The organism is Blautia wexlerae DSM 19850 (assembly GCF_025148125.1).
Taxonomy (GTDB): Bacteria; Bacillota; Clostridia; order Lachnospirales; family Lachnospiraceae; genus Blautia_A; species Blautia_A wexlerae.
Genome location: NZ_CP102267.1, coordinates 3166437 through 3192276 on the forward strand (window position 1 = coordinate 3166437; position 25840 = coordinate 3192276).

General features: G+C 42.5%; 27 protein-coding genes. 3 read left to right on the forward strand and 24 right to left on the reverse strand.

What is annotated here, in order from left to right; translation table 11 throughout:
- Positions 1–50 precede the first annotated feature (50 nt).
- On the forward strand, positions 51–293 hold the full coding sequence (locus tag NQ550_RS14705) for a helix-turn-helix domain-containing protein (protein WP_242833599.1): 243 nt from the start codon (positions 51–53) through the stop codon (positions 291–293).
- Here NQ550_RS14705 and NQ550_RS14710 read toward each other — a convergent pair.
- The 5 genes from NQ550_RS14710 to NQ550_RS14730 all read right to left on the reverse strand — a co-directional run bounded on the left by NQ550_RS14710 (position 284) and on the right by NQ550_RS14730 (position 4316).
- Positions 284–1057, reverse strand: a complete 774-nt coding sequence (locus tag NQ550_RS14710) for a YibE/F family protein (RefSeq protein ID WP_022381228.1) — start codon at positions 1055–1057, stop codon at positions 284–286. The two genes, NQ550_RS14705 and NQ550_RS14710, sit on opposite strands and share 10 nt — an antisense overlap.
- The gene (locus NQ550_RS14715; protein ID WP_243283602.1) at positions 1054–2019 is read right to left on the reverse strand and encodes a YibE/F family protein; all 966 of its coding nucleotides are present in this window, start codon (positions 2017–2019) and stop codon (positions 1054–1056) included. Before NQ550_RS14715 ends, NQ550_RS14710 begins: the two co-directional genes overlap by 4 nt.
- A 236-nt stretch (positions 2020–2255) precedes the next feature.
- Positions 2256–3236 (reverse strand): tRNA dihydrouridine synthase, encoded by a 981-nt coding sequence (locus NQ550_RS14720; protein ID WP_025579191.1) that lies wholly within the window; start codon positions 3234–3236, stop codon positions 2256–2258.
- A gap of 248 nt (positions 3237–3484) precedes the next feature.
- On the reverse strand, positions 3485–4150 hold the full coding sequence (locus tag NQ550_RS14725; protein ID WP_008707434.1) for an HD domain-containing protein: 666 nt from the start codon (positions 4148–4150) through the stop codon (positions 3485–3487).
- A 10-nt stretch (positions 4151–4160) separates the two neighbouring features.
- Complete coding sequence (locus NQ550_RS14730) at positions 4161–4316, reverse strand: hypothetical protein (protein WP_008707432.1); 156 nt, start codon at positions 4314–4316, stop codon at positions 4161–4163.
- A 157-nt stretch (positions 4317–4473) separates the two neighbouring features.
- Between NQ550_RS14730 and sigK the strand changes: the two genes are divergently transcribed.
- Positions 4474–5103 (forward strand): RNA polymerase sporulation sigma factor SigK, encoded by a 630-nt coding sequence (gene sigK, locus NQ550_RS14735; RefSeq protein WP_022381225.1) that lies wholly within the window; start codon positions 4474–4476, stop codon positions 5101–5103.
- Between the two features lie 38 nt (positions 5104–5141).
- Here sigK and NQ550_RS14740 read toward each other — a convergent pair whose 3' ends face one another.
- From NQ550_RS14740 to mtaB, 9 genes are all read right to left on the reverse strand, one after another.
- Positions 5142–6365, reverse strand: coding sequence for a peptidase U32 family protein (locus NQ550_RS14740; protein WP_020994100.1), 1224 nt, complete (start codon positions 6363–6365; stop codon positions 5142–5144).
- Positions 6366–6370: 5 nt separating this feature from the next.
- Positions 6371–7015, reverse strand: a complete 645-nt coding sequence (locus tag NQ550_RS14745; RefSeq protein ID WP_008707426.1) for an O-methyltransferase — start codon at positions 7013–7015, stop codon at positions 6371–6373.
- Complete coding sequence (locus NQ550_RS14750) at positions 7012–7416, reverse strand: endolytic transglycosylase MltG (protein ID WP_008707419.1); 405 nt, start codon at positions 7414–7416, stop codon at positions 7012–7014. The genes NQ550_RS14745 and NQ550_RS14750 overlap by 4 nt, the downstream gene beginning before the upstream one ends.
- 89 nt (positions 7417–7505) lie before the next feature.
- Positions 7506–7850, reverse strand: a complete 345-nt coding sequence (locus NQ550_RS14755) for a YlbF/YmcA family competence regulator (RefSeq protein ID WP_022381223.1) — start codon at positions 7848–7850, stop codon at positions 7506–7508.
- 1 nt (position 7851) lies between these two features.
- Positions 7852–9600, reverse strand: a complete 1749-nt coding sequence (locus NQ550_RS14760; protein WP_008707417.1) for a ribonuclease J — start codon at positions 9598–9600, stop codon at positions 7852–7854.
- Between the two features lie 163 nt (positions 9601–9763).
- On the reverse strand, positions 9764–10021 hold the full coding sequence (locus NQ550_RS14765) for a DUF1292 domain-containing protein (protein ID WP_008707416.1): 258 nt from the start codon (positions 10019–10021) through the stop codon (positions 9764–9766).
- Positions 10022–10033: 12 nt separating this feature from the next.
- Complete coding sequence (gene ruvX / locus NQ550_RS14770) at positions 10034–10456, reverse strand: Holliday junction resolvase RuvX (RefSeq protein WP_025579194.1); 423 nt, start codon at positions 10454–10456, stop codon at positions 10034–10036.
- A gap of 1 nt (position 10457) precedes the next feature.
- Positions 10458–10730 carry an IreB family regulatory phosphoprotein gene (locus NQ550_RS14775; RefSeq protein WP_020994102.1) on the reverse strand — a complete coding sequence of 91 codons (273 nt, stop codon included), beginning with the start codon at positions 10728–10730 and terminating at the stop codon, positions 10458–10460.
- 213 nt (positions 10731–10943) lie between these two features.
- Positions 10944–12275, reverse strand: coding sequence for a tRNA (N(6)-L-threonylcarbamoyladenosine(37)-C(2))-methylthiotransferase MtaB (mtaB, locus tag NQ550_RS14780; protein ID WP_025579196.1), 1332 nt, complete (start codon positions 12273–12275; stop codon positions 10944–10946).
- Between the two features lie 317 nt (positions 12276–12592).
- Between mtaB and NQ550_RS14785 the strand changes: the two genes are divergently transcribed.
- Complete coding sequence (locus NQ550_RS14785) at positions 12593–12829, forward strand: HPr family phosphocarrier protein (protein ID WP_022381218.1); 237 nt, start codon at positions 12593–12595, stop codon at positions 12827–12829.
- Positions 12830–12944: 115 nt separating this feature from the next.
- Here NQ550_RS14785 and thiI read toward each other — a convergent pair whose 3' ends face one another.
- The 10 genes from thiI to uvrB all read right to left on the reverse strand — a co-directional run bounded on the left by thiI (position 12945) and on the right by uvrB (position 25737).
- Complete coding sequence (gene thiI / locus NQ550_RS14790; protein WP_025579197.1) at positions 12945–14126, reverse strand: tRNA uracil 4-sulfurtransferase ThiI; 1182 nt, start codon at positions 14124–14126, stop codon at positions 12945–12947.
- Positions 14127–14311: 185 nt separating this feature from the next.
- A complete protein-coding gene (locus tag NQ550_RS14795) occupies positions 14312–15466 on the reverse strand; it encodes a cysteine desulfurase family protein (protein ID WP_025579200.1) in 1155 nt (384 codons plus the stop codon).
- A gap of 21 nt (positions 15467–15487) precedes the next feature.
- A complete protein-coding gene (locus NQ550_RS14800; protein ID WP_025579202.1) occupies positions 15488–16234 on the reverse strand; it encodes a 16S rRNA (uracil(1498)-N(3))-methyltransferase in 747 nt (248 codons plus the stop codon).
- Positions 16235–16238: 4 nt separating this feature from the next.
- Positions 16239–17192, reverse strand: a complete 954-nt coding sequence (prmA, locus tag NQ550_RS14805) for a 50S ribosomal protein L11 methyltransferase (protein WP_008707396.1) — start codon at positions 17190–17192, stop codon at positions 16239–16241.
- Between the two features lie 117 nt (positions 17193–17309).
- A complete protein-coding gene (locus NQ550_RS14810; RefSeq protein ID WP_044996509.1) occupies positions 17310–18035 on the reverse strand; it encodes a phosphatase PAP2 family protein in 726 nt (241 codons plus the stop codon).
- Between the two features lie 119 nt (positions 18036–18154).
- Positions 18155–19342: a molecular chaperone DnaJ gene (dnaJ, locus tag NQ550_RS14815; RefSeq protein ID WP_022381214.1), complete on the reverse strand. Its 1188-nt coding sequence runs from the start codon at positions 19340–19342 to the stop codon at positions 18155–18157.
- A gap of 119 nt (positions 19343–19461) precedes the next feature.
- Positions 19462–21339, reverse strand: coding sequence for a molecular chaperone DnaK (gene dnaK / locus NQ550_RS14820; RefSeq protein ID WP_008707391.1), 1878 nt, complete (start codon positions 21337–21339; stop codon positions 19462–19464).
- Positions 21340–21399: 60 nt separating this feature from the next.
- Positions 21400–22044: a nucleotide exchange factor GrpE gene (grpE, locus tag NQ550_RS14825; protein WP_022381213.1), complete on the reverse strand. Its 645-nt coding sequence runs from the start codon at positions 22042–22044 to the stop codon at positions 21400–21402.
- A gap of 17 nt (positions 22045–22061) precedes the next feature.
- Positions 22062–23102: a heat-inducible transcriptional repressor HrcA gene (gene hrcA, locus NQ550_RS14830; protein ID WP_008707388.1), complete on the reverse strand. Its 1041-nt coding sequence runs from the start codon at positions 23100–23102 to the stop codon at positions 22062–22064.
- Between the two features lie 646 nt (positions 23103–23748).
- Positions 23749–25737, reverse strand: coding sequence for an excinuclease ABC subunit UvrB (gene uvrB / locus NQ550_RS14835; protein WP_025579205.1), 1989 nt, complete (start codon positions 25735–25737; stop codon positions 23749–23751).
- Positions 25738–25840: the final 103 nt, after the last annotated feature.

Genomic DNA, 25840 nt, shown 5'->3' on the forward strand with positions numbered 1-25840 from the left:
CAACAACTGTCTACCGCTATCTGGATAAGCTTTGCGCGGAACACGTTGTAATTAAATACCCAGATCTGAATTCTGACAAAGCAGTGTTTCAGTTCGCAGGAGAAGAAAAAAAATGTACAGACCACCTGCATCTGAAATATATCAGATGCGGCAAGGTTGTACATCTTGACTGTAACTTTATGGATGAATTAAAAGAGCATCTGTTCCGGGATCATGGTTTCCGCCTGCAGTGCAGCGGAGATATGCTTCATGGAATCTGCAAAGACTGTGAAAACAAGTCCGATCAGCTGTGATCTGTTTCAGATGCAGCATGATGGATCTGGCGGATCACACATCTGATTGATACCGGTACTGTAAAAAGGCAGGCAATCGCCCCAGACAGCATGATTGCAACATCTTGAAAAAGAAATTTGGAATTGAGAATAATTTCCAGGTTATATTGCTGTGTCTGAACATAGGCAAATAACAGAATAGAGCCTCCAAGATAAGCAAAAAGCAGCGTATTTACAGTTGTTCCTATAATTTCTTTTCCAACCTGATAGCCGGAAGAAGTAAGTTCTTTCGCTGTCAGGCTGTTTTTATGTGTCCAGACTTCATATACAGAAGAAGTTACAGATAAAGCAGTATCAATAACCGCTCCAAGAGTACTGAAAACAGTTACAAAAACTGCCACATGAAGCATATTAATATGGATATCCGTACTGTAATAATACATAAAATCATCTTCTGAAAGCTGAAGCTCATTCAGTCCATAGCTTCCTGATCTCCATATAATAAGATAAATCGGAATAAATAAAAGCAGCATCACAAGCAAGGTAGCCAGAAAAGCCGCCCGTGTCTTTGGATTGTTTCCATTCTGGTAGAACAGGGAATTATAGCAGACTCCTGCCCCTGCAGCCAATATCAGAAGCAGAGCCGGGAAACCAATGGACATCAGAAGAATCGAAATAAACAGAATTACAATATTACCGGCCAGTGTCATAAGAGAAACTGCTCCGCGCTCCCCACCAATCAGAATCATTAAAATAATCAACACCAGTGCAAGAAAAATTATCATTTTTTGTCGCTCCTTTTCAGAGATGGTAGTTTCATGATAATAGAAGAAATAAAAACAGATACAGGGATTGCCAGTACAATTCCTATACTTTCAATAAGAAAACGACAGATATCATATGGAATATGATATCGTATGATCGTTATAAACCTGATCTCATTGTTCATTTTCAGGATAAACATAGGAATCATACTGCTTGCCAGAACAAAAAGCAACACATTTATCATGGTTCCCATAATGTCATATCCGATTTCCCGTCCTGAATGTATTAATTTTCTCAGAGAAACATCTGGATTTTTTCTGACAATTTCCCCTGTTGCAGCACTGATAGTTACAGCTACATCCATGATAGCTCCAAGTCCTGTCAGCATAATATCTGTCCAGAATATATCAGCGGAATTACTCATACTCCCCAGATATTCCAGATTAGAATAATCCAGATCTCCAAAAAACTGAATAGAAAATTCAAATAATGCCATGATCAGAAACAGTACACATATAGTTGAAATAACAGAAGCCCATGTTTTTCTGTGGATCCCATTCAGACAGATCAGAGTTGTTATCGAAAATAGAAAAGCAATTACATTGCAGATATTTAAGATATTTTCCCCTTTCATAAAAGCCTGAAATCCAAACGCGAATATAATTGTGTTCAATATCAGCGATATGATCGTATAGAATCCCTGTTTTCCTGTAATACAGATCAGAAGAAAAAACAGACCACCTGCCAGCAATGCCAGATAACCATCACGCTTTATGGAACGTATGGATTTCCCTGGATTTTCCCTTGAACCGCTTAAAAGGACCGTGTCTCCTTTGTGATATTTCTGATTCTGAACCTGAGACGATGTATATTCATTAGAAATAGAAATCTCTTCCCCTTTATGGGTACCATTTAATATACGCGCTGTAATTTTCTGAGTATAATAATACTCTTCTGCATCCCTGGTTCCTTTTCTGCTCATTGTTTCCTTTTCTGTTACTGAAGATATCTTCGCCAGAGGCGTATGATAAAACCTGGCGTTAAAGCAGGTAAATATAACACAGATAATATAGATGCCTGCTAAGAAATATTTCATCTGAAATACATGAGATTTCATAGGATTCTTTTTTCTCCTTCTTAATAAAAAATATTGCAGCCTTAAAGATACTAATCAGTTACTTTTTATCGAAATACTGTGAGTTCTATATCTTTCAGCTGTTATAATAATCCAGTATTTTTTTCCATATCCGCATTTTCCACTTCTCCAATTAACTGTTCACAGCCAAATAATTCTCTGACTGCATTTTCATATACCACACATTTCTCAGCCTTCTTAATCTTTTTGGCATATTTTTTATTGTTTGTAAACATAGGTGCCAGATAAGACCATAATTCTTTCATACGGAACAGGATATTTCTGTCTCCGGACAGGTCTTCACAATATTCATTATACATCATATCATGAAATCTGCGGATTTCTTCCTTTGACGCAGGTGCACCGCCACGGATCTCTCTGGCAAGTGCAGGATTCTTCAGTGTTCCTCTGCCTGTCATAATGCAGTCCAGGGTCGGAAACATGTCCTGTAATCTGGTACAGTCCTTTGCTGTGACGATATCTCCGTTATAGCAAACCGGGCTCTTGGCCCGCTCCACCGCCTCCCCAAATGTTTCCAGACGTGGCGTATTTTTGTAATAGTCTTTCTGCACTCTTGCGTGAACAATTAACTCTTCCAGTGGATATTTATTATAAATCGTCAGCAGATCTTCAAATTCTTCCGGATCATCCATACCCAATCGAGTCTTGATGGAAATCTTCATATCACATTTACGGAAAATCTCATCCAGGAATTTGTCCAGTTCATCCGGTCTGTCCAGAAATCCCGCACCTCTGCCTTTTGTCACAACAGTCTTTGACGGACAGCCAAGGTTCAGATTCACTTCATTATAACCGTATTCCTGCAGTGTTTCCGCTGTCTGGATAAAATCCTCTGCATTCTTTGTCAAAATCTGGGGAACAGCATACATCCCCTCATTATTCTCAGGCATAATGTCTTTCTTTTCTCTGGTGCTGAGATGTCCTTTCTGGTTTGGAAGAATAAAAGGAATAAAATACTTGTCAAAACCTCCAAAGCACTGGTAAAGTGCCCTTCTGTATGTATATCCTGTGATTCCCTCAAGGGGGGCTAAATATATTTTCATGTGCTTCTCCTGTTGTATTGTATTCAAGCGGATAAAATCATCCGCTTCGCTACGTAGTTCTACACCGAATAACTGCTCTGCAGTTTATTCGGTTAAATTCTTCCTCCATTATACTGTAGTCATTCTGATTTCTCAATGCAGATTTGAAATATCCGCTGCAAAATCAACTATAGCAATCCAAAAAAGAGATACCTTTTTTTCAAGCATCTCTTCCAATAAATTTCTCTATTCTTTTTATTATAGCAATTCTACAAAACCTTTCGGCCATTTACTGTCAGTTTAAAAGTTGTTCCAAGTATTTCCGCAGCTTTCCTGCAAAGCATCATACGCTCAAGGAAAATCTCAAAATAATCATACATGGAACAGATTTTTTCATCAATCTGTAGGTTCAGTGCAATGACAGATTTGTCTTCAGCGATTTTCAGCTTGGCGTCTGTAACTGCATAATTTACCCTGTCATGGATATCGTAAGCGGATTGTTCTTTCTGGCGCACACGGCTTCTTCTTACATCTGTTTTATCTGCAATAATAAGTGCCGCTGAAACCACATCCTCAGGGCTTCCTGTTGATTCGTCATGATTACCGATGGCTGCTATTACAGTTATCCTGTCTTCCAGAGACATATCTGTTTCTTTCAGTAAATCATTTGCAAGCAGTGCACCATATTCTGCATGATGGGTTCTGTTAATGGCATTTCCAATATCATGCATATAGCCGGCAATCTTTGCCAGCTCAATTTCATGTTCTGAATATCCCAGCCGTTTCAGTATCTTTCCTGCCTGATGTGCAACCTGCACGCAGTGTGCCTTTGAATGATCTGTAAAACCCAGCTGTCCCAGATTTGCATTACCTTTCTGCAGATATGCATTAATTTCTTTGTTATTTGCTATTTCCTTGTATTTCAAATATTTCACTCCCTTTGGCTCAAAGCCTTTTTATTGCATACGGTGCCTGAATCAGTACATTTGTATCTATTACATAGGTTTTTATCATATATCTGACTGCTCCTTTTCTCTGATCTTTCAATTCGGTCTGTGCAGCCTGTCCATCAGCATCGAAAATCATATCCTTGTTCATCACCAGCTTTATTAAGCATATCAGAGAAAAAGGCTCTCTGCCATCACACAATTGTACAGAACAGGTAAAATAATTGTAAAAAGGCTCAAAATTTTCTGGAAAAGCACCAACGCCCTGTCCTTGACATAAACTATATAGAAATCCCCTTCGAGGTAGCGATTTGAAGGCCTTTCAAAAACCTTTGTCCATATCCCAGGAAAAATATTATCTTCAAAAATATCAGGAGGGTGATTCTCAGGCAAAGAATATCCTGATCGAGCATAATCTCCGGCTGGTAGCACATGTGGTCAAAAAATATCAGGGAACCGGTGAGGATACAGATGATCTGATCTCTATTGGAACCATCGGACTGATCAAGGCTGTCACAACCTTTAATCCCCAGAAGGCTTCCCGGTTATCCACCTATGCTGCCAGATGTATAGAAAATGAACTGCTGATGTATTTTCGTGCTAAGAAAAAGCATTCAAAAGAAGTGTCCCTATATGAACCCATAGGAACAGATAAAGAAGGAAATGAGATTAATCTGTTAGATGTGATCGAGAGTGCACCTGTAGATATTGTAGAAGACTGCTATATCCGCGAAAATACCGACTATCTTCTACGCTCTCTGAAAAAAGTCCTGTCAGATAAGGAATATCAGGTGATCTGCTGCAGATATGGGCTCTTTGGCATGGAGGAAGAAACTCAGCGGGAAATTGCCCGAAAACTGTGTATCAGCCGCTCTTATGTCTCCAGGATCGAAAAAACTGCTCTGCAAAAGCTTCGAGGCCTTTTCCCGCAAATGCAGTAAACGCAGCCAACAAATTTAACGTTGGCTGCGTTTATTAATCACTCTGCTCTTCTTAACAGATCGTAAACCTGGATTTCGGTTCCCAGGTCGATAAACAGCTTCTGCTGTGCATGAGGCGCACTCTCCATGGAATTGCCTTCCTCATCATAAATTCCCTTCACAGTGACAGCTACATTCTGTCCGTCTGGTTTCATAATTTCAATTGTCTCACCTACAGAGAATTTATTTCTCTGAGTGATCTGCGCATAACCCCGTTCATCCACTGCCTCAGCAAATCCCAGATACGTATATTCCTTCTGATAAGTATTATTATCATAAATCTGTGTATTCTCATCCGGTTTTCCATAGAAGAATCCGGTTGTAAACTGTCTGTAGGTACAGTTGGAAATCTGTTCCTGGTACCATGGCATATTTGCCTGATATTTCTCAGGGCTCTCCATATAGTCGTCTATTGCCTTGCGGTAAGTTCTGGCAACTGTTGCGACATAGAGAGCGGTTTTCATACGGCCTTCTATCTTCAGACTGTCGATTCCGCTGTTAATGATATCGTCCATATGCTCGATCATGCAGAGATCCTTGGAATTAAAGATATAGGTTCCTCTTTCATTTTCAAATACCGGCATATATTCTCCCGGACGTTTCTCCTCAACAATGGAATATTTCCAACGGCAGGGATGGGTACAGGCTCCCTGGTTGGCATCACGTCCTGCCAGATAATTACTGAGCAGACATCTTCCGGAATAAGAAATGCACATAGCACCATGGATGAATGTTTCAATCTCCATATCCTCCGGAATATGCTCTCTGATCTCTTTAATCTCCGCAAGCGAAAGCTCTCTGGCTGTTACCACACGCTTTGCTCCCAGATTGTACCAGAAACGATATGTCTCATAGTTAGTATTGTTTGCCTGTGTACTGATATGACGTTCGATTTCCGGGCATATTTCCTTTGCATACATATAGATTCCCGGGTCTGCAATGATCAGTGCATCCGGCTTCAGTTCTTTCAGTTCTGTCAGATATTCCCTCACACCCGGCAGATCATAATTATGGGCCAGAATATTTACCGTCACATAAACTTTCACTCCATGTTCATGGGCAAAAGCGATTCCTTCCTTCATATCTTCATGGGAAAAGTTCTTTGCTTTGGCACGAAGTCCAAAGGCTTCTCCACCGATATATACTGCATCTGCTCCGAAAATAACAGCAATCTTCAATACCTCAAGACTGCTAGCCGGAACCAGCAATTCTATTTTTCTCATATTGTTCACTCCTGTTTCACACTGACTGTAACTCCGTCTCCCAGGGGAATGATCGAAGTTATCAGGGATGGATTATGTTTCAGTTCATACAGATACTCACGCATTCTCTTATATATGGTTCTGTTTCTGCGCTCTACCAGATAATGGGATTCTATGATATCTCCCTCCTGAAGCACATTGTCAGAGATGAGAACACCGCCATTTTTCATAAGACGCATCACATCCGGAAGCCAGTTGATATACTGTCCCTTTGCAGCATCCATAAAAATCATGTCAAACGAATCTTCCAGTTCTTTTAATATCTGTCCTGCGTCTCCCTCAAGCAGAGTAATCTGCGCTTCCCGTCCGGCTCTCCTGAAATTCTCTTTTGCGATGGGAATTCTCTTCTCATAATTCTCGATCGTTACGATTTCAAGATCCTCAGGACCATATTCACACATAAGAAGTGTGGAGAAGCCAATGGCTGTCCCCACCTCCAGAATACGCTTCGGCCGGTTTACAGCCAGAAACATTTTTATAAAGCTCTGCATTTCTCTCCGGATGATCGGCACCCGTTCCCTGATGGCATACTGCTCCAATTCTTCAAGAAACGGTGTATTTCCCATATCCAGTGAATTAATATAGGTACGCATCCGCTCGTCAACTATCACGAATCACTTACCCCTTCCTGTTCATCATCACCTGCCAGAATTCCCATGATACGATTAGGTGTATATGCTGTACTTAACAGATACGTTCCGGCCTGAAGCTTTCCATGATAAGTGGACAGTCTCTCCTGAACATAAAATACCGTTGCACTCTTGACCAGACCTTTTTTTTGAAGAGTTTTGGCAATCTTGTACAAGGAAGTATCTTCCTTGATCACCACTGTAACTTCCTGTCCTTCTCCGGGACTCATGGCCTGCTGATTAAAGACATCATGTCCAAACTGATAAGAAGCCTTTCCTACCCAGAAAAGTAAAACTATCACACATATATAAAGTACGATCTTAAAAAACGTTCCTGCAACAACAACACCTGCTGCACCTGCACGTTCTCTGGTATCACTCATAAGCTATTTCCTTTCTGTATGTCAGGCGGATAAAGTCATCCGCTCAGTTATCTGCTCACAGCAGGATAACTGTTTTACAGTTTATCTGCTCACATTCCCGGGACCTCTATATCAATACCTTCTCCCAGTTTTATACAGATTCTCTGCATCATTTTACACAAAGCAAGCTCCGCATCCAGATACGCATTCACTTCCGGGTGTCTGCGCAGCTCTGCGGATTCTTTTCCCATCTGCTCTACAACTTCAAACAGATTATCGGAATCACATTCATTCTGGACTTTATAATTATCTGCCCTGAATGTATCCACACGTGCCTTCAGTTCGGGCTTCTTTTTCAGGATATCACTCTGCTTCTGAAATTCCAGATATTCAGGGCTCTCCTTTATAGCCTCCAGAAGCCCTTTAATACTTTCCTCTATTGTATTTGGTTCCATTTTATGCCTCCATGATAATAGGCAGGATCATAGGACTTCTCTTGGTACGTTTCCATAAAAATTCACTGAGCGCATCCTTCACAACTGTCTTGATCTTGCCCCAGTCCGTAATATTACGTTCCAGACAAGAATCCAGTGCATTCTCTACCACTTCTCTTGCACCATCCATCAGATCCTCAGATTCCCTCACATATACGAAGCCTCTGGAAACAATGTCCGGTCCTGCAAGAATCACATTGCTGTGGCGTTCCAACGTAACCACAACGATCATAATTCCATCTTCTGCAAGATGCTGACGGTCACGAAGAACGATATTTCCTACATCTCCTACACCAAGTCCGTCTACCAGGATTGCTCCTGTGTGTACAGTGCCTGTTACTTGTGCACTCTGGCTGTCAAGCTCCAGAATATTTCCGGATGCAAGGACAAAGATATTCTCTTTGGGGATTCCAAGTTCCTCAACTACATTTTTCTGTGCGGTCAGATGTCTGTATTCACCATGAACAGGGATTGCATATTTCGGTTTTACCAGAGAATAGATCAGCTTGATTTCTTCCTGGCAGGCATGTCCGGAAACATGGACATCCTGGAAAATAACCTTCGCACCCTTCATGGAAAGCTCATTGATAACCTTGGATACCGCTTTCTCATTTCCCGGAATCGGATTGGAACTGAAAATAATAGTATCATTCGGTTTGATCACTATTTTCTTATGGATGTTTGCAGCCATACGGGAAAGAGCTGCCATGGATTCACCCTGGCTTCCTGTTGTGATCAGCACTACCTGTTCATCCGGGTAATTCTTAACCTGATCGATCTCAATCAGAGTCTGATCCGGAATGCGAAGGTATCCAAGCTCTGCTGCAGTTGTGATAACATTTACCATACTGCGGCCCTCTACTGCAACCTTGCGTCCGAAACGATAAGCTGTGTTAATGATCTGCTGTACGCGGTCTACATTGGATGCAAAAGTGGCAATAATGATTCTGTTTGTCTTATATTCATTGAAAAGATTATCAAACACATGTCCCACAGAACGTTCAGACATGGTAAATCCGGTTCTCTCTGCATTAGTACTGTCACACATCAGTGCCAGTACTCCCTTTCTTCCAATCTCTGCAAAACGCTGCAGATCAATGGCATCTCCGAATACAGGAGTATAATCTACTTTAAAGTCGCCGGTATGCACTACGATGCCTGCCGGAGAATAGATCGCAAGTGCAGATGCATCCTGGATACTATGGTTTGTCTTGATAAATTCAATTGAAAAATCACCAAGATTAATGACCTGTCCATGCCTTACTTCCTTTAACTTGGTAGTATTGGTCATATTATGCTCTTTCAGCTTATTTGCAATAAGAGCAATGGTCAGCTTCGTGGAATAAACAGGGACATTTACATCTTTGAGTACATACGGCAGCGCACCGATATGGTCCTCATGTCCATGAGTGATCACAAAGCCTTTTACTTTGGAAATATTCTCTTTTAAATAGGTGACATCCGGAATGACAAGGTCAATTCCGAGCATATCATCTTCCGGGAAAGCAAGACCGCAGTCTACCACAACAATGCTGTCTTCATATTCAAATGCTGTGATATTCATTCCAATCTGTTCCAGACCACCCAGAGGAATGATCTTTAATTTAGATGTTGGTTTCTTCGGTCTGCGGGAAGAATTCTTTATCGCAGCCTTAAATGGTACCTGTATTCCGTTCTTCTCTTTATCTGCCGGAGCCTTGCGGTCCTGCATTGGTTTTCTTCCATAAGAGTTTCTGTGCTGTGGTTTATATTTATAATTCTTCGGTCTGTTGTATGGCCTCTTCTGACCATGTCCGAACTGTCCGTCATGATTTTCACGCGCTTCATTATTAAACTGGTTGTTATTTTCGTTACTCAAGTACTACACCTCCATGCTACATTTCAAGGTCTACGTCATCTAACATTTGTTCAAATACTTTAAAAACAGCCTGCATCTCATCCTCGTCCTCGACCATTTCATAGCAGGCTTCCTGACTGTCATCCTCTGACACGTCTTTAAAAATATAGGCTGTCGCCTCATCATCCTGAGAATCAGATACCAGAAGATATGCAACTCCTCCGATCCTAGTCTGCTCCTCTACATAAAACTCCGCTTCTGTTCCGTCCTCAAGCTGAAATTTAATTTTCTCCATCTTATTAATCTCCTAACAGGACAGGGAATCCAGATATCCCTGCAAAATAAAAACAGCAGCCAGCTGATCCAGATACTGCTTGCGGTTCTCTCTGCGCACACTGGCTTCCATTAAAGTACGATTGGCTTCTACTGTTGTCAGACGCTCGTCCCACATGATCACTTCAAGACCTGTACGTGTCTCCAGCATTTCTTTAAATTCCAGTGATTTTTGGGCACGTTCTCCAATCGTATTGTTCATGTTCTTCGGATATCCAAGCACGATCTTCTCCACGTGATATTCCGAAACAAGTTCTTCAATACGGGCAAGTGTCTGGCGCAGGTGGTTCTCCTGTTTACGCCAGATCGTCTCTACACCCTGAGCGGTGATCCCCAACGGATCACTAATGGCTACACCGACTGTTTTTGATCCATAATCTAATCCCAGAATCCTCATATCAGCGTTCCCAGGATTTGTTCTTAATATACTCGTTTAAAAGTTCCTCTACCAGTTCGTCGCGCTCTACCTTCATGATCATGCTTCTTGCGCCCTTGTGACTGGTAATATAAGTAGGATCTCCGGACATAATATATCCAACGATCTGATTGACCGGATTGTATCCTTTCTCATCCATTGCTGTGTAAACGAGATCCAGAACTTCTTTTACCTGAAGTTCCTGGTCTGGTTTTGTTCTGAAATATTGGGTATTACCCAGATTGTTCTCTGCCATTTTATTCACGTCCTTACCTGATTTATTGTCGCAAAGCCTTCTTAGTAATTCTGCTTTGCTATGTATTGCAAATTTCGTATACAATACACATATTTTCTTCTATATTTTAATATAATTTCACGTATTGTGCAACCGCAAATTTATTGATGATTATTCGTTACTGTTGTTACTGTTCACACACCACTATTCCGCTGAGAATGAAGTGAACTGTAACTATTCTACTCCCAGAACCTCACCTGTTAATGTATGTTCTTCCAGGAATTCTTCAGCTTTTACAGTAATGATATCATTCACACTGTAGTTGTCCTGTTTTTTCACTGCTGTTTTAATATATTCCATACTGTGGCCGATATACCACTGCTCTCCGTTAATCTCTACTTCTTCCTCAAGAAGTACTTTCAGTTCACCGCCGAGCATGGATTTCTCATATTCTCTCGCATGCTGTTCATTTAAAGCAAGCATCTTGTCACTTCTGACCGTTTTCTGTGCTTCAGTGAGCTGTCCGGACATGGCTGCAGCCTTTGTTCCATGGCGGCGGGAATATTTGAAAATATGAGTTTCATAAAAATGAATGCTCTCTACGAAATCATAGGAATCCTGAAAATCTTCTTCTGTTTCCATCGGAAAACCAACGATCACATCTGTGGTAAGTGCAGGATTTCCCAGATATTTTCTCAGAAGCCCGCATTTCTCTGCATACTCTGCGCTTCTGTATCTGCGATTCATTCGCTCCAGTGTGGTATCACATCCGCTCTGCAGGGACAGATGGAAATGCGGACACATTTTCGGCAATGCGGTAATGCTCTGCACAAATTCTTCTGTGATGATTCCCGGTTCCAGGGAGCCCAGACGGATTCGTTCGATTCCTTCTACCTCATGTACTGCCCGGATCAGGGAAAGCAGTGTTTCTTTCTCTTCTGCCGGGAAATCTACACCATAAGAGCTTAAATGAATTCCTGTCAGAACGACTTCCTTATATCCTTTTGCTGCAAGTGCATGAACCTCATCCATTACATGCGCGATCTTACGGCTTCTGACACGACCTCTTGCATAAGGAATGATACAGTAAGTACAGAATTGATTACAGCCATCCTGAACTTTGATATATGCGCGTACATGCTCTGCTGTATGATCAATTGCCAGTTCTTCATATTCTTTTGTCTGGTTGATCTTGAGCACATGTTTCTGTTTGGTGTGCTGTTGCTCATATTCCTCGAGTACCTGGACAATATTTCCCTTCTGATTGTTTCCAAGGATCAGGTCTACAGCCTCATCTTTATCCAGTTTCCCTTCATCTGTCTGTACATAACATCCGGCTGCGATCACGATAGCATCCGGGTTCATTTTCTTTGCTTTGTGCAGCATCTGTCTGGATTTACGGTCTGCAATGTTGGTTACTGTACAGGTATTAATCAAATATACATCAGCCCCCGGTTCAAAAGGTACGATCTCGTAGCCCGCTTCTTCCAGAAGCTGCTGCATGGCTTCTACTTCATAGGCGTTTACTTTACATCCTAAGTTGTGAAGTGCAACTTTTTTTCCCATTCTTTCCTCCTAATTGATTTTTCTGTTTTTATAATTCTATACCTGCATACTCATTTTCTGTAGTCTGGACTTTGTATACATGCTGACATTTCGAAAACTTATATGCTTACAGAATAGATTTTGTTTTCGCTTTAGTTATTGTTCATTTTCTACAAAACAGTCTGATATTTTAGCACTGTTCTACATTTTCACTAAATCTTTCTGGAAATTTTATCCGTTTTCACCTTGACTTTTATGGTCTCTGCCGTTAAGATGAAAACTGTAAGCTGACAGACAATCAGGTCAGCAAATAACTATTATTAAGGGAGGTTCTCATAATGAAAACAGTTAAAATTTCACTGAACTCTATCGATAAAGTGAAAGCGTTCGTTAATGAAATCAGCAAATTCGACTGCGATTTCGATTTAGTATCCGGAAGATATGTAATCGACGCAAAATCTATCATGGGTATTTTCAGCCTTGATTTATCCAAACCAATCGATTTAAACGTCCACGCTGATGGCGCTGCTCTTGATACCGTTATGGCAATCGTAGGCAAATACGTTACAGAATAATTTTTTCGCAGTCATTGAGGAACTGTTTACCAGTTCCTCTTTTTTTGTATACCAGAGTTTCAAGTTCAAACATAAGGAAGTAGCGTCAGCAGATTCCGAATGTTTGTAATCGATATTAATCAATCTCAATAATCTCAACAGTCTCCAGCGCTGTCTTCATGAGTTCGTCAATTTTTTCTTCCAGTTTTGTTTCAGAACGGTGGATCACGTTCAGGTTTGGTTTGGTAACCGGATGTTTTGCCACGAAAATAGTACAACAGTCTTCGAATGGCTGAATGGATGTTTCATAGGTTCCAATTTCCCAGGATCTTTCTACGATTTCCTGTTTGTCGAATCCGATAACCGGACGGTATACAGGGAGTGTGCAGACTTCGTTTGTTGCTGCAAGGCTCTGCAGGGTCTGGCTGGCAACCTGACCGATGCTTTCTCCAGTGATCAGACCGAGACATCTGCTTTCTTTTGCGAAATGCTCTGCAATACGCATCATGTAACGACGCATAATGATAGTCAGCTCATCGTGCGGACACTGGTCGTAAATATAGAGCTGGATATCTGTGAAGTTCACTACATGAAGGCGGATTGGTCCACTGTATTTTGCTACCTGTTTTGCCAGATCTACAACTTTCTGTTTTGCTCTCTCGCTGGTGTATGGCGGAGCGTGGAAATATACAGCGTCAATTTTAACGCCACGTTTTGCGATCATGTATCCTGCTACCGGGCTGTCGATGCCGCCTGAAAGAAGAAGCATGGCTTTTCCGTTTGTGCCGATCGGCATTCCGCCTGCACCCTTGATAGTCTGGGAATATACATAAATCTTGTCTCTGATTTCCACAGAGAGAGTCAGATCCGGTTCATGTACATCTACACTTGCATCCGGGAATTCATCCAGAATGCGGCCGCCCAGTTCTGCGCTGACTTCCATGGATGTGATCGGATAGGATTTCTTTGCTCTTCTTGTATATACTTTAAAGCTTCCGCTGTAGTTTGGATGACAGTTTTTCATATAAGAAACTACGTCCTTTGCCATCTGCTCGAATCCCTGATCCTCGCAGATCACTACAGGGCAGATTCCGACAATACCAAATACGTGCTGCAAAGCTTCTACTGTCTCATCATAATCATACTGTTCCGGGCAGAATACATAGATTCTTCCCTGTTCTTTCTTTACTTCAAACTCACCTTCTACTTTGGAAAGGGCGATGTTCATCTGCTTTACAAGGGCATCTTCGAAGATGTATCTGTTCTTGCCCTTGATGGCGATTTCTGCGTATTTTATTAAAAATGCGTGGAATATCATTTGTTTCTCCTTCTCTTATTTTGCTTATAATAAATTGTTTTATATAATATTAGAATTAATATTTTTCTGGATTTAATATCTGTAATTTTCAAATAGAATTCATATAAATGCTATTAACAACCTTTTCAAATATTCCTGAGCTTATCTCAGGTTCCATTCCAAATATCACTTATAACTATTATTTGTTATCTGCGTGCATAGCGTTTCAGCATCGGCAGTACTTCATTCAGAACTTCCAGGCAGTAGTCAACTTCTTCGAATGTATTCTCCTCTGAGAAGCTGATACGTACAGTGTTCTCGATCTGTGCATTGCTCATTCCCATTGCTGAAAGTGTTGCGCTTGGTTTTCTCTTATGGCTGGAGCATGCGCTTCCTGCTGATACGTAAATGTTTCTGTCCTCTAAGGTATGAAGCAATACCTCGCTTCTGATTCCCAGAAAGCTGACGCTTAAGATATGCGGTGCGCCTTCTCTGACAGGCATTCCGTTGATTACTACATCGTCAATCTTAGAAAGTCCTTCTGCCATGCGTTCTTTGAGCTGGTAAAGATGCTCTACTTTCTCGTCAAAGTTCTGGTACATCATCTTCGCTGCAACACCAAGTCCTGCGATTCCCGGTACATTGTCTGTTCCGGAACGCATGCCATTCTGCTGGCCGCCGCCGAGAATCAGAGGCTGCACTTTTGCCTTGCTGTTGATGTACAGGAATCCAACTCCTTTTGGTCCATGGATCTTATGTGAGCTGACAGACAGAAGATGGATATTCCATTTCTTCGGATAAATACGATATTTGCCGAATGCCTGGATCGCATCTACATGATACAGCGCCTTCGGACACTTCTCCTGGATTATTGCACCGATTTTCTCTACAGGCATAACCGCACCGGTCTCATTATTTACCATCATTGTAGATACGAGAATAGTATCCGGCCTTAATGCTTTCTCCAATGCGTCAAGTTTTACTACTCCATGCCCGTCTACAGGAAGAATGGTCACTTCAAATCCCTGTTCCTGCAGAAAAGCTACCGGCTGGCTGACTGCAGCATGCTCTACTGCAGTTGTGATAATGTGATTACCGCTTCGTTTGTTGGCAAGCGCACCACCGATCAGAGCCAGGTTGTTTGACTCTGTTCCACCGGAAGTGAACAGGATTTCTTTTTCTGTTACTTTCAGTATCTGTGCCAACGTTCTGGCAGATTCTTTGACATACCCTTCTGCGTCTACACCTTTCTGGTGCATGGCAGATGGATTTCCGAAATCTTCCATCATTGTTTTTACCACGATGTCCTTTACTTCTTCAAAGCAGCGAGTCGTGGCTGAATTATCAAAATATGCTTCCATTTTTGTTCTCTCTTGTTTCTATTATTCATTTTCCAACTGGAACATCAGAACTGAAAGAATCGCAAGTCCTGCTGTCTCAGTTCTGAGGATTCGTCTTCCAAGTGTAATCGCATGGGCACCTGCTTCCAGTGCCTTTGCTACCTCTTCTTCCTCGAATCCACCCTCCGGTCCGATAAAGATACCGACAGACTGTCCAGGCTTAATCTCGCTGAGGATTTCTCTGGTTTCTTTCATTCCTTTGGCAAGTTCGTACGGGATCAGTTTTACATCTAACTGTTTCGCAAATTCCAGTGCCTGTTTGTAGGTCATTACTTCATGGATTTCCGGGATCAGCATTCGCTTGGACTGCTTTGCTGCACTCTCTGCGATCTGCTGCCAGCGAACCACCTTCTTTGCTGCCTTCTTAACATCCAGTTTCACCACACATCGCTTTGTCTCTACCGGGATTATAGAAAAAGCTCCCAACTCTACTGCTTTCTGGATGATCAGTTCCATCTTGTCTGCTTTCGGCAGTCCCTGGAAAAGATAAATTTTATTTGGCAGCTCATATTCCGGCTCCTGTGCATAGAGGATATGCAGCAGAACCTCATCCTCTCCCAGTTCTTCAATCTGGCAGCGGTATTCTTTATCTCCTCCGTCACTGATCCACACATCCTCCCCACATTTCATGCGGAGAACGTTTTTAATATGATTTACATCCGTCCCATTGATGTGGATACGGTGTGCCTCTTTCTCAATCTGATAAGGCTCCACAAAAAAACGCTGCATAGGATCAGTCCTTTCTTGCTGTTACGGAAACCCACTCGCCCTGATGTGTCACTTCTACGACCGTCAGGCCTGCTGCTTTTACTGCCTCCACTACAACTTCTTCTTTCACATCAAGAATACCGGAAGTAATGTAGTAAGCGCCTTTTTTCATCTGGTTTACAATTACCGGTGTCAGAGGGATCAGAACATCTGCAAGGATATTTGCTGTTACGATATCATATTTTTCATATCCTGCCTGATCCTGAATCGCTTTATCGTCAATGATGTTTCCGATCACCATATCAAAAGTTTCATCCACGATCTGGTTTGCTTCTTTATTCTCTGCAACTGCAGGAACTGCACATGGATCAAGGTCTGTTCCCAGTACATGTTTCGCACCAAGTTTCAGGGCAACGATACCAAGGATACCGCTTCCGGTTCCTACGTCAAGCATCTCTGTATCCGGTGTTACATATTTCTTTAACTGGCGAATCACAAGCTGAGTAGTCTCATGCATACCTGTACCGAAGGCTGTACCCGGATCAATGTGGAGGATCATCTTGTCTTTATCCTCTGCTTTTACTTCTTCCCATGACGGTACGATAAGGATATCATCTACATAGAACTGGTGGAAATACTGTTTCCAGTTGTTGATCCAGTCCTTGTCCTCTGTCTGAGATTCTTCAATGGTAGCTTCTCCGATGTCCATAAAATTCTTCAGGTCATCTAATGCTTCACGAACATCTTTCAGGATTGCTTCTTTGTCTGCATCTTCTTCCAGATAAAAATTCAGATAGGCAACGCCGTCATCTGCAGGTCCTTCCGGCATAATATCTACAAACATCTGAGCCTTGTCTTCCTCAGTCAGAGGCTGTTTGTCCTGAATTTCCACGCCTTCAATGCCGACTTCTGCAAGTGTGCTGATAACGATATCTTCTGCTTCTGTTTTCGTTTTTACTGTAAAACGGTTCCACTTCATGTAATTGTCTCCATTTCTTTATGTTATATAATTAACTATTATCATCCAAAAATATGTCTGGCCCATTCTCTGTTACTCTGCAGCTATTCCCATAATGCAGCATCTCACCACATCCAGTCAATTCTTATTTACCCACCGACTGCATGCTTCACTTATTTTTTCAAAAAAATGTCTGAATATCTCGTGGCGGTTTCCTTTGCTGTAAAATCTCCACGCCAGTTCTACCAGTGCAACTCCGGCAATGGCATCCACCAGATAATGCTGTTTAAGCACCTGGGTAGAAATAATGATCAGTATTGCAAATATCAGTGAAAAATGCTGATACCATTTTGGAATATTCTCTGATTTACTGACTCCGCGCCAGCTCAGCCAGCTTACATAACAATGGATTGACGGAAATAAGTTAGACGGACTGTTTCCACCATCCATGAGATAAACAAACTTAAGCATCTGCTGGGACCATGTAGTTCCTGCAAGCTCAGGTCTGACATTGGTAGTTGGCAAAACCAGAAAAATAATAAAACATGTAATATGAACAGTCAGATCAGTTGCCACAAACCGATAAAATCCATCTTTTCCTCTCTGTGCAGCCAGAATATAATTCACTGCCCAAAAAGGAAATGCCAGAATATAAATCCAGATAAACTGTGGTATTAACGGCACTGCCCTGTCCAGTGACATGGTAAAATCAAAATGATATCTGTCTGCTGTCAGTACTCCGCTTCCCCAGTAAATAAGACAGTTTAATACAAAAATGCTTATCAGCGGCAAAATTACCCATACAGGGAGATACTTCTCCCTAAAAGCTGCGATCTTCTCTGTTTTTGTCAAATATCTCTCCATTTCTCAGGAAACTTTTATTCCTGTCTGTTCATCTGATTTTTACCGTTACTCTTCAATATACACGACTATACAAAAAAAGAAAAGAGGGTAAACCTCTTTTCTTTAATTTTCTTTTATAATTAATCCTCAAAAGTCTCTTTTAATTTATCCATGAAACTCTTTTTCTTCTTTTCCGGTTTTTCAAAATCATCAGAATCTTTTGATTTCGGACGGTTACCACACGCCTCATCGAATTTGCGCAGTGCTTCTTTTGCTTCTTCGTTGAGGTTTGTAGGAACCTGCACAACAAAAGTCACATAATGATCGCCACGTACATTCTTGTTTCTCAGAGACGGTACACCTTTTCCTTTCAGACGGATCCTTGTGTCTGTCTGAGTTCCGGGTTTCACTTCATATTCAACCTCTCCATCCACTGTGTTGATACGTACAGTACCGCCCAGTGCTGCCTGCGCGTATGTAAGAGGCGCAGTAGAGAAGATATTCATATCCTGTCTCTGGAAGATCGGATGACGTGCAACATTTACTTCTACAAGCAGATCGCCTCTCGGACCTCCGTTTGTACCCGGTTCACCCTTCTCACGGATGCGGATGCTCTGACCATTGTCAATACCTGCAGGTACAGATACCTGAATCTTCTTTCTTGAAGATGTATATCCGGTTCCGCGGCAGGAAGTACATTTATCCTTGATGATCTTACCTGATCCATGACAATCCGGACAAGTCTGTACATTACGCACCATTCCAAACATGGACTGCTGTGTATAAACAACCTGACCTTCTCCATGACATTTCGGACAGGTTACCGGTGAAGTACCCGGCTTCGCACCTGTTCCATGACAGGTGGTGCACTCGTCTTTCAGTACGATCTCCAGTTCCTTCTCACAGCCAAAGACAGCTTCTTCAAAAGTAATATTTACGCGTGCGCGGAGATTAGCTCCCTTCATCGGACCATTATTAGCACGTCTACTTCTGCTGCCGCCGCCAAATAAATCGCCGAAAATATCGCCGAAGATATCACCCATATCAGCACCGTTAAAATCAAAACCTCCGAAGCCGCCGCCGGCACCTCCTCCACCGTTTTCAAAAGCCGCATGGCCAAACTGGTCATACTGTTTTCTCTTCTCCGGATCGCTTAAGATGGTGTAAGCCTCTGTTGCCTCTTTAAATTTCGCCTCAGCCTCTTTATCTCCTGGATTTACATCCGGGTGATACTTCTTGGCCAGCTTACGATATGCTTTTTTAAGTGTTGCGTCATCGGCGCTTTTGTCCACGCCTAAGACTTCATAATAATCTCTCTTATCAGCCATGATTTTAATCCTATACCCGTTTTATTTATAACACAACTATTCAGTGAGAGAGACTCTCCCACTGAACAGTTATTATTGATATTTCCGTTGCAAATCTCTGCTTTTACAGAAATGTCACATTATACTTCTTTGTAATCAGCATCTACAACATCATCGTTGTTTCCTGCATCTGTGCTGCCTGCTGCACCGCCGCCCATATTCATGTCCGGTCCTGCCTGGCCGCCTGCCTGCTGTGTCTGCTCATACATTTTAGCGAAAAGCTTCTGAGCACTTTCCATCATCTTCTCCTGAGCAGCTTTGATATCTGCTACCTGAGAATCTGTCATCTCTTCTGCATTTGCAGTCTGAGACAGTAAATCTTTCAGTGCGTTCAGGTCTGCTTCTACAGCAGCTTTATCATTAGCATCGATCTTGTCTCCGGCTTCTTTCAGTGCATTCTCAACCTGGAATACCATGGAATCAGCATTGTTTCTTGTATCGATTGCTTCTTTACGTTTCTTATCCTGTGCTTCAAACTCAGCAGCTTCTTTTACTGCCTTGTCGATATCGGAATCAGACATGTTAGAACCAGCTGTGATTGTGATGTGCTGTTCTTTACCTGTTCCAAGATCCTTAGCAGATACATTTACGATACCGTTTGCATCGATATCAAATGTAACTTCAATCTGCGGAACGCCACGACGTGCTGGCGGGATTCCGTCCAGACGGAACTGACCAAGGGATTTGTTGTCTTTTGCAAACTGACGCTCACCCTGTACAACGTTGATATCTACTGCTGTCTGGTTGTCTGCTGCTGTTGAGAAAATCTGGCTCTTTCTTGTAGGAATTGTAGTATTTCTCTCAATCAGTCTTGTTGCAATACCACCCATTGTCTCGATGGACAGTGACAGTGGAGTAACATCCAGAAGAAGGATATCACCTGCACCTGCATCACCTGCAAGTTTACCACCCTGGATAGAAGCACCAAGTGCTACACACTCATCCGGGTTCAGGTTCTTGCTTGGCTCTTTGCCTGTTAACTGTCTTACTTTATCCTGAACAGCCGGGATACGGGAAGATCCACCAACCAGAAGTACCTGGCCAAGTTCAGATGCTGTGATACCTGCATCTGAAAGTGCACGACGTACCGGTTCTGCTGTCATTTCTACTAAGTCATGTGTTAATTCATCGAATTTAGCTCTTGTAAGGTTCATATCGAAGTGTTTCGGGCCTTCTGCTGTAGCTGTGATGAATGGCAGATTGATGTTTGTAGTTGTTGCGGAAGAAAGCTCTTTCTTTGCTTTCTCTGCAGCTTCTTTTAATCTCTGAAGTGCCATCTTATCATTGCTTAAGTCTACGCCTTCTGCTTTCTTAAACTCTGCAAGCATGTAATCTGTAACTTTCTGGTCGAAGTCATCACCACCAAGACGGTTGTTACCTGCTGTGGAAAGTACTTCGATAACGCCGTCACCGATTTCGATTACAGATACATCGAATGTACCGCCACCTAAATCGTATACCATGATCTTCTGTTCTTTTTCATTGTCAAGGCCATATGCAAGAGCTGCTGCTGTTGGCTCGTTGATGATACGTTTTACATCAAGACCTGCGATTTTACCGGCATCTTTTGTTGCCTGACGCTGAGCATCATTGAAATATGCAGGAACTGTAATAACTGCTTCTGTAACTTTCTCACCAAGGTATCCTTCTGCATCTTTTTTCAGTTTCTGAAGAATCATAGCGGAAATTTCCTGTGGGGAATATTTCTTGTCGTCGATTGTTACACGATAGTCAGTACCCATCTCTCTTTTAATGGAAGAGATTGTTCTCTCTGCGTTTGTTACTGCCTGACGTTTTGCAGGTTCACCTACAAGACGTTCTCCTGTTTTTGTGAAAGCGACAACTGATGGTGTTGTTCTTGCGCCTTCTGTATTAGCGATAACTGTTGGCTGTCCGCCTTCCATTACGGCTACACAGCTGTTTGTTGTACCTAAGTCAATACCAATGATTTTTCCCATAATCTTGTTCCTCCTGTTTATTTTCAACTAGATTTGATATATTCTATATTTTCATGTAAATTAGTTGGCTACTTTTACCATACTGTGGCGGACTACGAAATCCTTGTAGGTGTAACCCTTCTGGAATTCTTCTACCACAATATTCTCACCAGCTTCTTCATCCTCCACATGCATTACTGCGTTGTGGAAGTTCGGATCAAATTCCTTACCCACTGCTTCAATCGGTTTCACGCCCAGCTCATCTAATGTGGTGATCAGCTGTTTATAGATCATCTTCATGCCATCTGCAAAAGAATCTCCTTCAGGTGCCTGTGCAAGACCTCTCTCGAAGTTATCCACAACCGGAAGCATTTTCTCAACTATGTCCTTGGCTCCGATGATATACATGCTGGATTTCTCTTTCTCCGTTCTCTTACGGAAGTTATCGAATTCAGCCATGTTTCGTTTCAGCCTGTCTGTAAGTTCTTCAATCTGCTGTTCAAATTTATCTTTTTCTTTTTTCTTCTTGCCGAAGAAAGAAGTTTTTGATTTGCTGTCTTTCTTGTCATCCTGGGAAGCTTCCTCGTCTCCGTCCTCTACCGGGATTTCCTCTGTTTCTGCTTCGCCGTTCTCTACAACTTCAGGTTCATTCTCAACAGTTTCTTCTGTTACCGGAGTATCTGTTGTCTCTTCTTCCTGAGCTGTGTTCTTTGTTTCTTCTGACACTCTCTATTACCGCCTTTCTAACTCTCTTTCTTAATCAGTTCGTCCAGCTGGACTTTCAAAGCCTTCAGGCTGTCAACTACGTTTGCATAATCCATACGCTTGGGACCGATGATACCGATGGTACCATGCATTCCTTTTCCAAGTTCGTAAGTGGCTGTGACTACACTGCAGTCTTTCATGGTCTGCACCGGCATCTCATCACCAATGTACACCTGAATTCCTGTGTTCTCTGTATCAGACATTCTCTCTTTCACCAGGTCTACCAGATCCTGCTTCTCTTCAAATGCTGAAATCAGCTCGCTCGCTTTGCTTGTGTCTGCAAGCTCCGGATACTTGAAAATGTTGGTTGCTCCTGAAGTATATATCTGCATATCGTCTTCGTCTACCTGGATGGTGTCTGCCACTGCATCAAGGACTGTGCCAACCACAGAGCCATGTACACCTGCCTGTTCTTTCAGGCGGGCAATCATTCCCAGATTGATATCCTGAATGGGCACCCCATTTAAGTTGGTGTTAAGAAGAAGATTTAATTTCAGGATTGTCTGATCGTCCATCTCCTCATCCAGATTGATGATCTGGTTTCGGATGACATTGTTATCACTCACTACTACTGCCACAAGCTGAAGGGGTGTCACACGGGAAAGCTGGATGAATTTAATCTTGCTTCCGCTGTACTGTGGAACAGAGATCATTGTTGCATAGTTGGTATTGGAGGCCAGTACCTTTGCTACCTGCTTCAACATTTTATCCAGTTTGTCAGTTTTCTCTATCATGAGATCCTTGATTTCCTGAACCTCTGATTCCTTTTCTTTCATCAGCTCGTCTACGTAGAGGCGATAACCTTTATCAGAAGGAATTCTTCCGGCTGAGGTGTGGGGCTGTACGATATATCCCATATCTGTCAGGTCTGACATCTCATTCCGGATGGTGGCAGAGCTTACATTTAAATCTGCAAACTTGGAAATGGTCCGGGAACCCACCGGTTCGCCTGTTTCCATGTAGGTTTTGATGATGGCTTTTAGTATTTTCTTTTTACGATCATCTAATTCCTGATCCATGAAGTTCCACTCCTTTACTGCCTTTGTTTTGGTTTGTTAGCACTCATGTTTTAGGAGTGCTAACACCTTATGCTCATAAGATAGCACTCTTGATTTGGTTTGTCAATATTATTTTGTGAATTTTTTGTTATTTTATGAACAATAGGGGTTATTAAGATTATGTTATAGAAAAGGGACGCGGGGAGAAATTATTGATATTGTGTGCGGTTTCGGACGCTAAGAGATACTAAGTCTGCAGAAATCTGCTAAAGGCATGAGCCGGCTTGTCAAACTCGCTCCGTCTCAGACTCCGCTCAGACAGGTGATGCAGCCGGCTCATAACGCAGATTTCTGCAGACTAAGTATCTCTAAGCATCCTGCAAATGCACACAATATCAATAATTTCTCCCCGCTGGCTGTTCAGGACGATTATACAGGCGGGGCTCTCGCCTGGGAGGCGAATCGCCTCTTCTATAGCAATCCTTGTAAATAATGCATTTAAGACAGTTCAGCAAAGTGCGAAAGACAAGGAAGATATCTGACGCAGGATTTCACACTCTGATGGACTGGATTAAGATACATTATTTTAGAGAATTGCTATAGAATAACTATATCACTTGCTTGTCTTCAAATTCGATTACACAGATGAAAAAGACTCAGTATAGCACTATTTATCTAAAATATCCAGATTCTTTTTCAGGTCGATCATTTTATCGCGGAGTTCGGCGGCCTGTTCAAAGTTGAGGTCTGCGGCTGCGGCGCGCATTTGTTTTTCTACCTGGGCGATGAGTTTGGTGAGTTCTTTGCGGGTCATGGACTCTGGGTCTTTCTGGAGTCGGACTTCGGTTTCGGCTACTGCTTTGGATACGGCAATGAGGTCGCGGACTGCTTTTTTGATAGTAGTCGGAGTGATTCCGTGTTCTTTGTTATAGGCTTCCTGGATGGTTCGGCGGCGGTTGGTTTCGGTGATGGCTTTGTGCATGGAATCGGTCATGTTGTCTGCGTACATGATTACATGGCCTTCACTGTTTCGGGCAGCTCGTCCGATGGTCTGGATGAGAGAGGTTTCGGAACGGAGGAAGCCTTCTTTGTCTGCATCCAGGATTGCTACCAGGGTGATCTCCGGGATGTCCAGGCCTTCTCGAAGAAGGTTGATTCCTACCAGAACATCAAAAACATCCAGACGCATATCACGAATAATGCGGGCACGCTCTAAGGTATCGATATCGGAATGGAGGTAACGGACTCTGATTCCTACTTCTTTCATATATTCTGTCAGGTCTTCTGCCATTCGTTTGGTGAGAGTGGTAATCAGGATTTTGTGTTTCTTTGACACTTCTTTGTTTACTTCTCCGATCAGATCATCGATCTGGCCTTCAATGGGGCGGACTTCTACTTTCGGATCCAGAAGTCCGGTTGGACGGATGATCTGTTCTGCACGGAGGAGTTCATGATCATACTCATATTGTCCCGGAGTGGCAGATACAAACATGACCTGATCCAGTTTGGATTCGAATTCTTCGAAGCTTAAAGGACGGTTGTCCTTTGCCGAAGGAAGACGGAAACCATAGTCCACCAATGTCTGCTTCCGGCTCTGGTCACCGGCGTACATTCCTCCTACCTGAGGTACTGTGATATGAGATTCGTCTATAATAAGTAAGAAGTCATCTCCAAAATAGTCCAGCAGTGTGTATGGCGGCTGTCCGGGCTTTAATCCTGACAGATGTCTGGAATAATTTTCGATTCCTGAACAGAATCCGGTTTCTTTCATCATTTCAATGTCGAAATTGGTGCGTTCTGAGATTCGCTGGGCTTCCAGAAGCTTGTCTTCGCTTTTGAAATACTCTACACGTTCTTTTAATTCTTCTTCTATTGCTACAGCTGCTCTCTGAATCTGTTCTGCTGGCACTACATAGTGGGATGCAGGGAAGATGCTGATATGAGAACGCTGGCATTTGATTTCTCCTGTCAGTACATCAATTTCTGAAATACGGTCGATCTCATCTCCGAAAAATTCTACTCTCACGGCTGTATCGGAGCTGTTGGCAGGAAAAATTTCCAGGGTATCTCCACGGACACGGAAGGTGCTTCGGTGGAAGTCCATCTCATTTCTGGTGTACTGAATGTCAATCAGCTCCCGGATTACCTCATCCCTGTCTTTGGTCATTCCCGGACGCAGGGAAATCATCATGTCAAAGAATTCCTGAGGGGAACCCAGTCCGTAGATACAGGAAACGGAGGAAATGACCACTACGTCTTTCCGCTCTGACATTGCGGCTGTGGCAGAGAGACGGAGTTTGTCAATCTCGTCATTGATGGAGGAGTCTTTGGCAATATAGGTGTCTGAAGACGGGACATAAGCCTCCGGCTGATAGTAGTCATAATAGGAGACAAAATATTCCACTGCGTTCTCAGGGAAGAATTCTTTCATCTCACCGTAAAGCTGCGCCGCGAGAGTTTTGTTGTGGGCGAGGATGAGGGTTGGTTTATTAAGCTGGGCGATGACGTTCGCCATAGTGAAGGTCTTACCGGAGCCTGTGACCCCCAGTAAAGTCTCGAACTGGTTGCCTTGTTTAAAACCTTCGACCAGTTTCTCGATTGCCTGAGGCTGGTCACCGGTTGGTTTGTATTCGGAGTGCAATTTAAAATGATCCATAATATTCTCCTGTTTTAATCAAATTTCGCTTATCAAAAATTGAGATATGTTTTAGTATGGTTATGTTTTCAGTATATCATCCTATATAAAAAAAGTACAGAAC

Coding starts and splice junctions, on each gene's coding strand:
- NQ550_RS14710 (WP_022381228.1), bottom strand. CDS start 1,057: ATGATAATTTTTCTTGCACTGGTGTTGATTATTTTAATGATTCTGATT.
- NQ550_RS14715 (WP_243283602.1), bottom strand. CDS start 2,019: ATGAGCAGAAAAGGAACCAGGGATGCAGAAGAGTATTATTATACTCAG.
- NQ550_RS14720 (WP_025579191.1), bottom strand. CDS start 3,236: ATGAAAATATATTTAGCCCCCCTTGAGGGAATCACAGGATATACATAC.
- NQ550_RS14740 (WP_020994100.1), bottom strand. CDS start 6,365: ATGAGAAAAATAGAATTGCTGGTTCCGGCTAGCAGTCTTGAGGTATTG.
- NQ550_RS14750 (WP_008707419.1), bottom strand. CDS start 7,416: ATGAGTGATACCAGAGAACGTGCAGGTGCAGCAGGTGTTGTTGTTGCA.
- NQ550_RS14755 (WP_022381223.1), bottom strand. CDS start 7,850: ATGGAACCAAATACAATAGAGGAAAGTATTAAAGGGCTTCTGGAGGCT.
- NQ550_RS14760 (WP_008707417.1), bottom strand. CDS start 9,600: ATGCAGGACCGCAAGGCTCCGGCAGATAAAGAGAAGAACGGAATACAG.
- NQ550_RS14765 (WP_008707416.1), bottom strand. CDS start 10,021: ATGGAGAAAATTAAATTTCAGCTTGAGGACGGAACAGAAGCGGAGTTT.
- ruvX (WP_025579194.1), bottom strand. CDS start 10,456: ATGAGGATTCTGGGATTAGATTATGGATCAAAAACAGTCGGTGTAGCC.
- NQ550_RS14775 (WP_020994102.1), bottom strand. CDS start 10,730: ATGGCAGAGAACAATCTGGGTAATACCCAATATTTCAGAACAAAACCA.
- mtaB (WP_025579196.1), bottom strand. CDS start 12,275: ATGGGAAAAAAAGTTGCACTTCACAACTTAGGATGTAAAGTAAACGCC.
- NQ550_RS14785 (WP_022381218.1), top strand. CDS start 12,593: ATGAAAACAGTTAAAATTTCACTGAACTCTATCGATAAAGTGAAAGCG.
- thiI (WP_025579197.1), bottom strand. CDS start 14,126: ATGATATTCCACGCATTTTTAATAAAATACGCAGAAATCGCCATCAAG.
- NQ550_RS14795 (WP_025579200.1), bottom strand. CDS start 15,466: ATGGAAGCATATTTTGATAATTCAGCCACGACTCGCTGCTTTGAAGAA.
- NQ550_RS14800 (WP_025579202.1), bottom strand. CDS start 16,234: ATGCAGCGTTTTTTTGTGGAGCCTTATCAGATTGAGAAAGAGGCACAC.
- prmA (WP_008707396.1), bottom strand. CDS start 17,192: ATGAAGTGGAACCGTTTTACAGTAAAAACGAAAACAGAAGCAGAAGAT.
- NQ550_RS14810 (WP_044996509.1), bottom strand. CDS start 18,035: ATGGAGAGATATTTGACAAAAACAGAGAAGATCGCAGCTTTTAGGGAG.
- dnaJ (WP_022381214.1), bottom strand. CDS start 19,342: ATGGCTGATAAGAGAGATTATTATGAAGTCTTAGGCGTGGACAAAAGC.
- dnaK (WP_008707391.1), bottom strand. CDS start 21,339: ATGGGAAAAATCATTGGTATTGACTTAGGTACAACAAACAGCTGTGTA.
- hrcA (WP_008707388.1), bottom strand. CDS start 23,102: ATGGATCAGGAATTAGATGATCGTAAAAAGAAAATACTAAAAGCCATC.
- uvrB (WP_025579205.1), bottom strand. CDS start 25,737: ATGGATCATTTTAAATTGCACTCCGAATACAAACCAACCGGTGACCAG.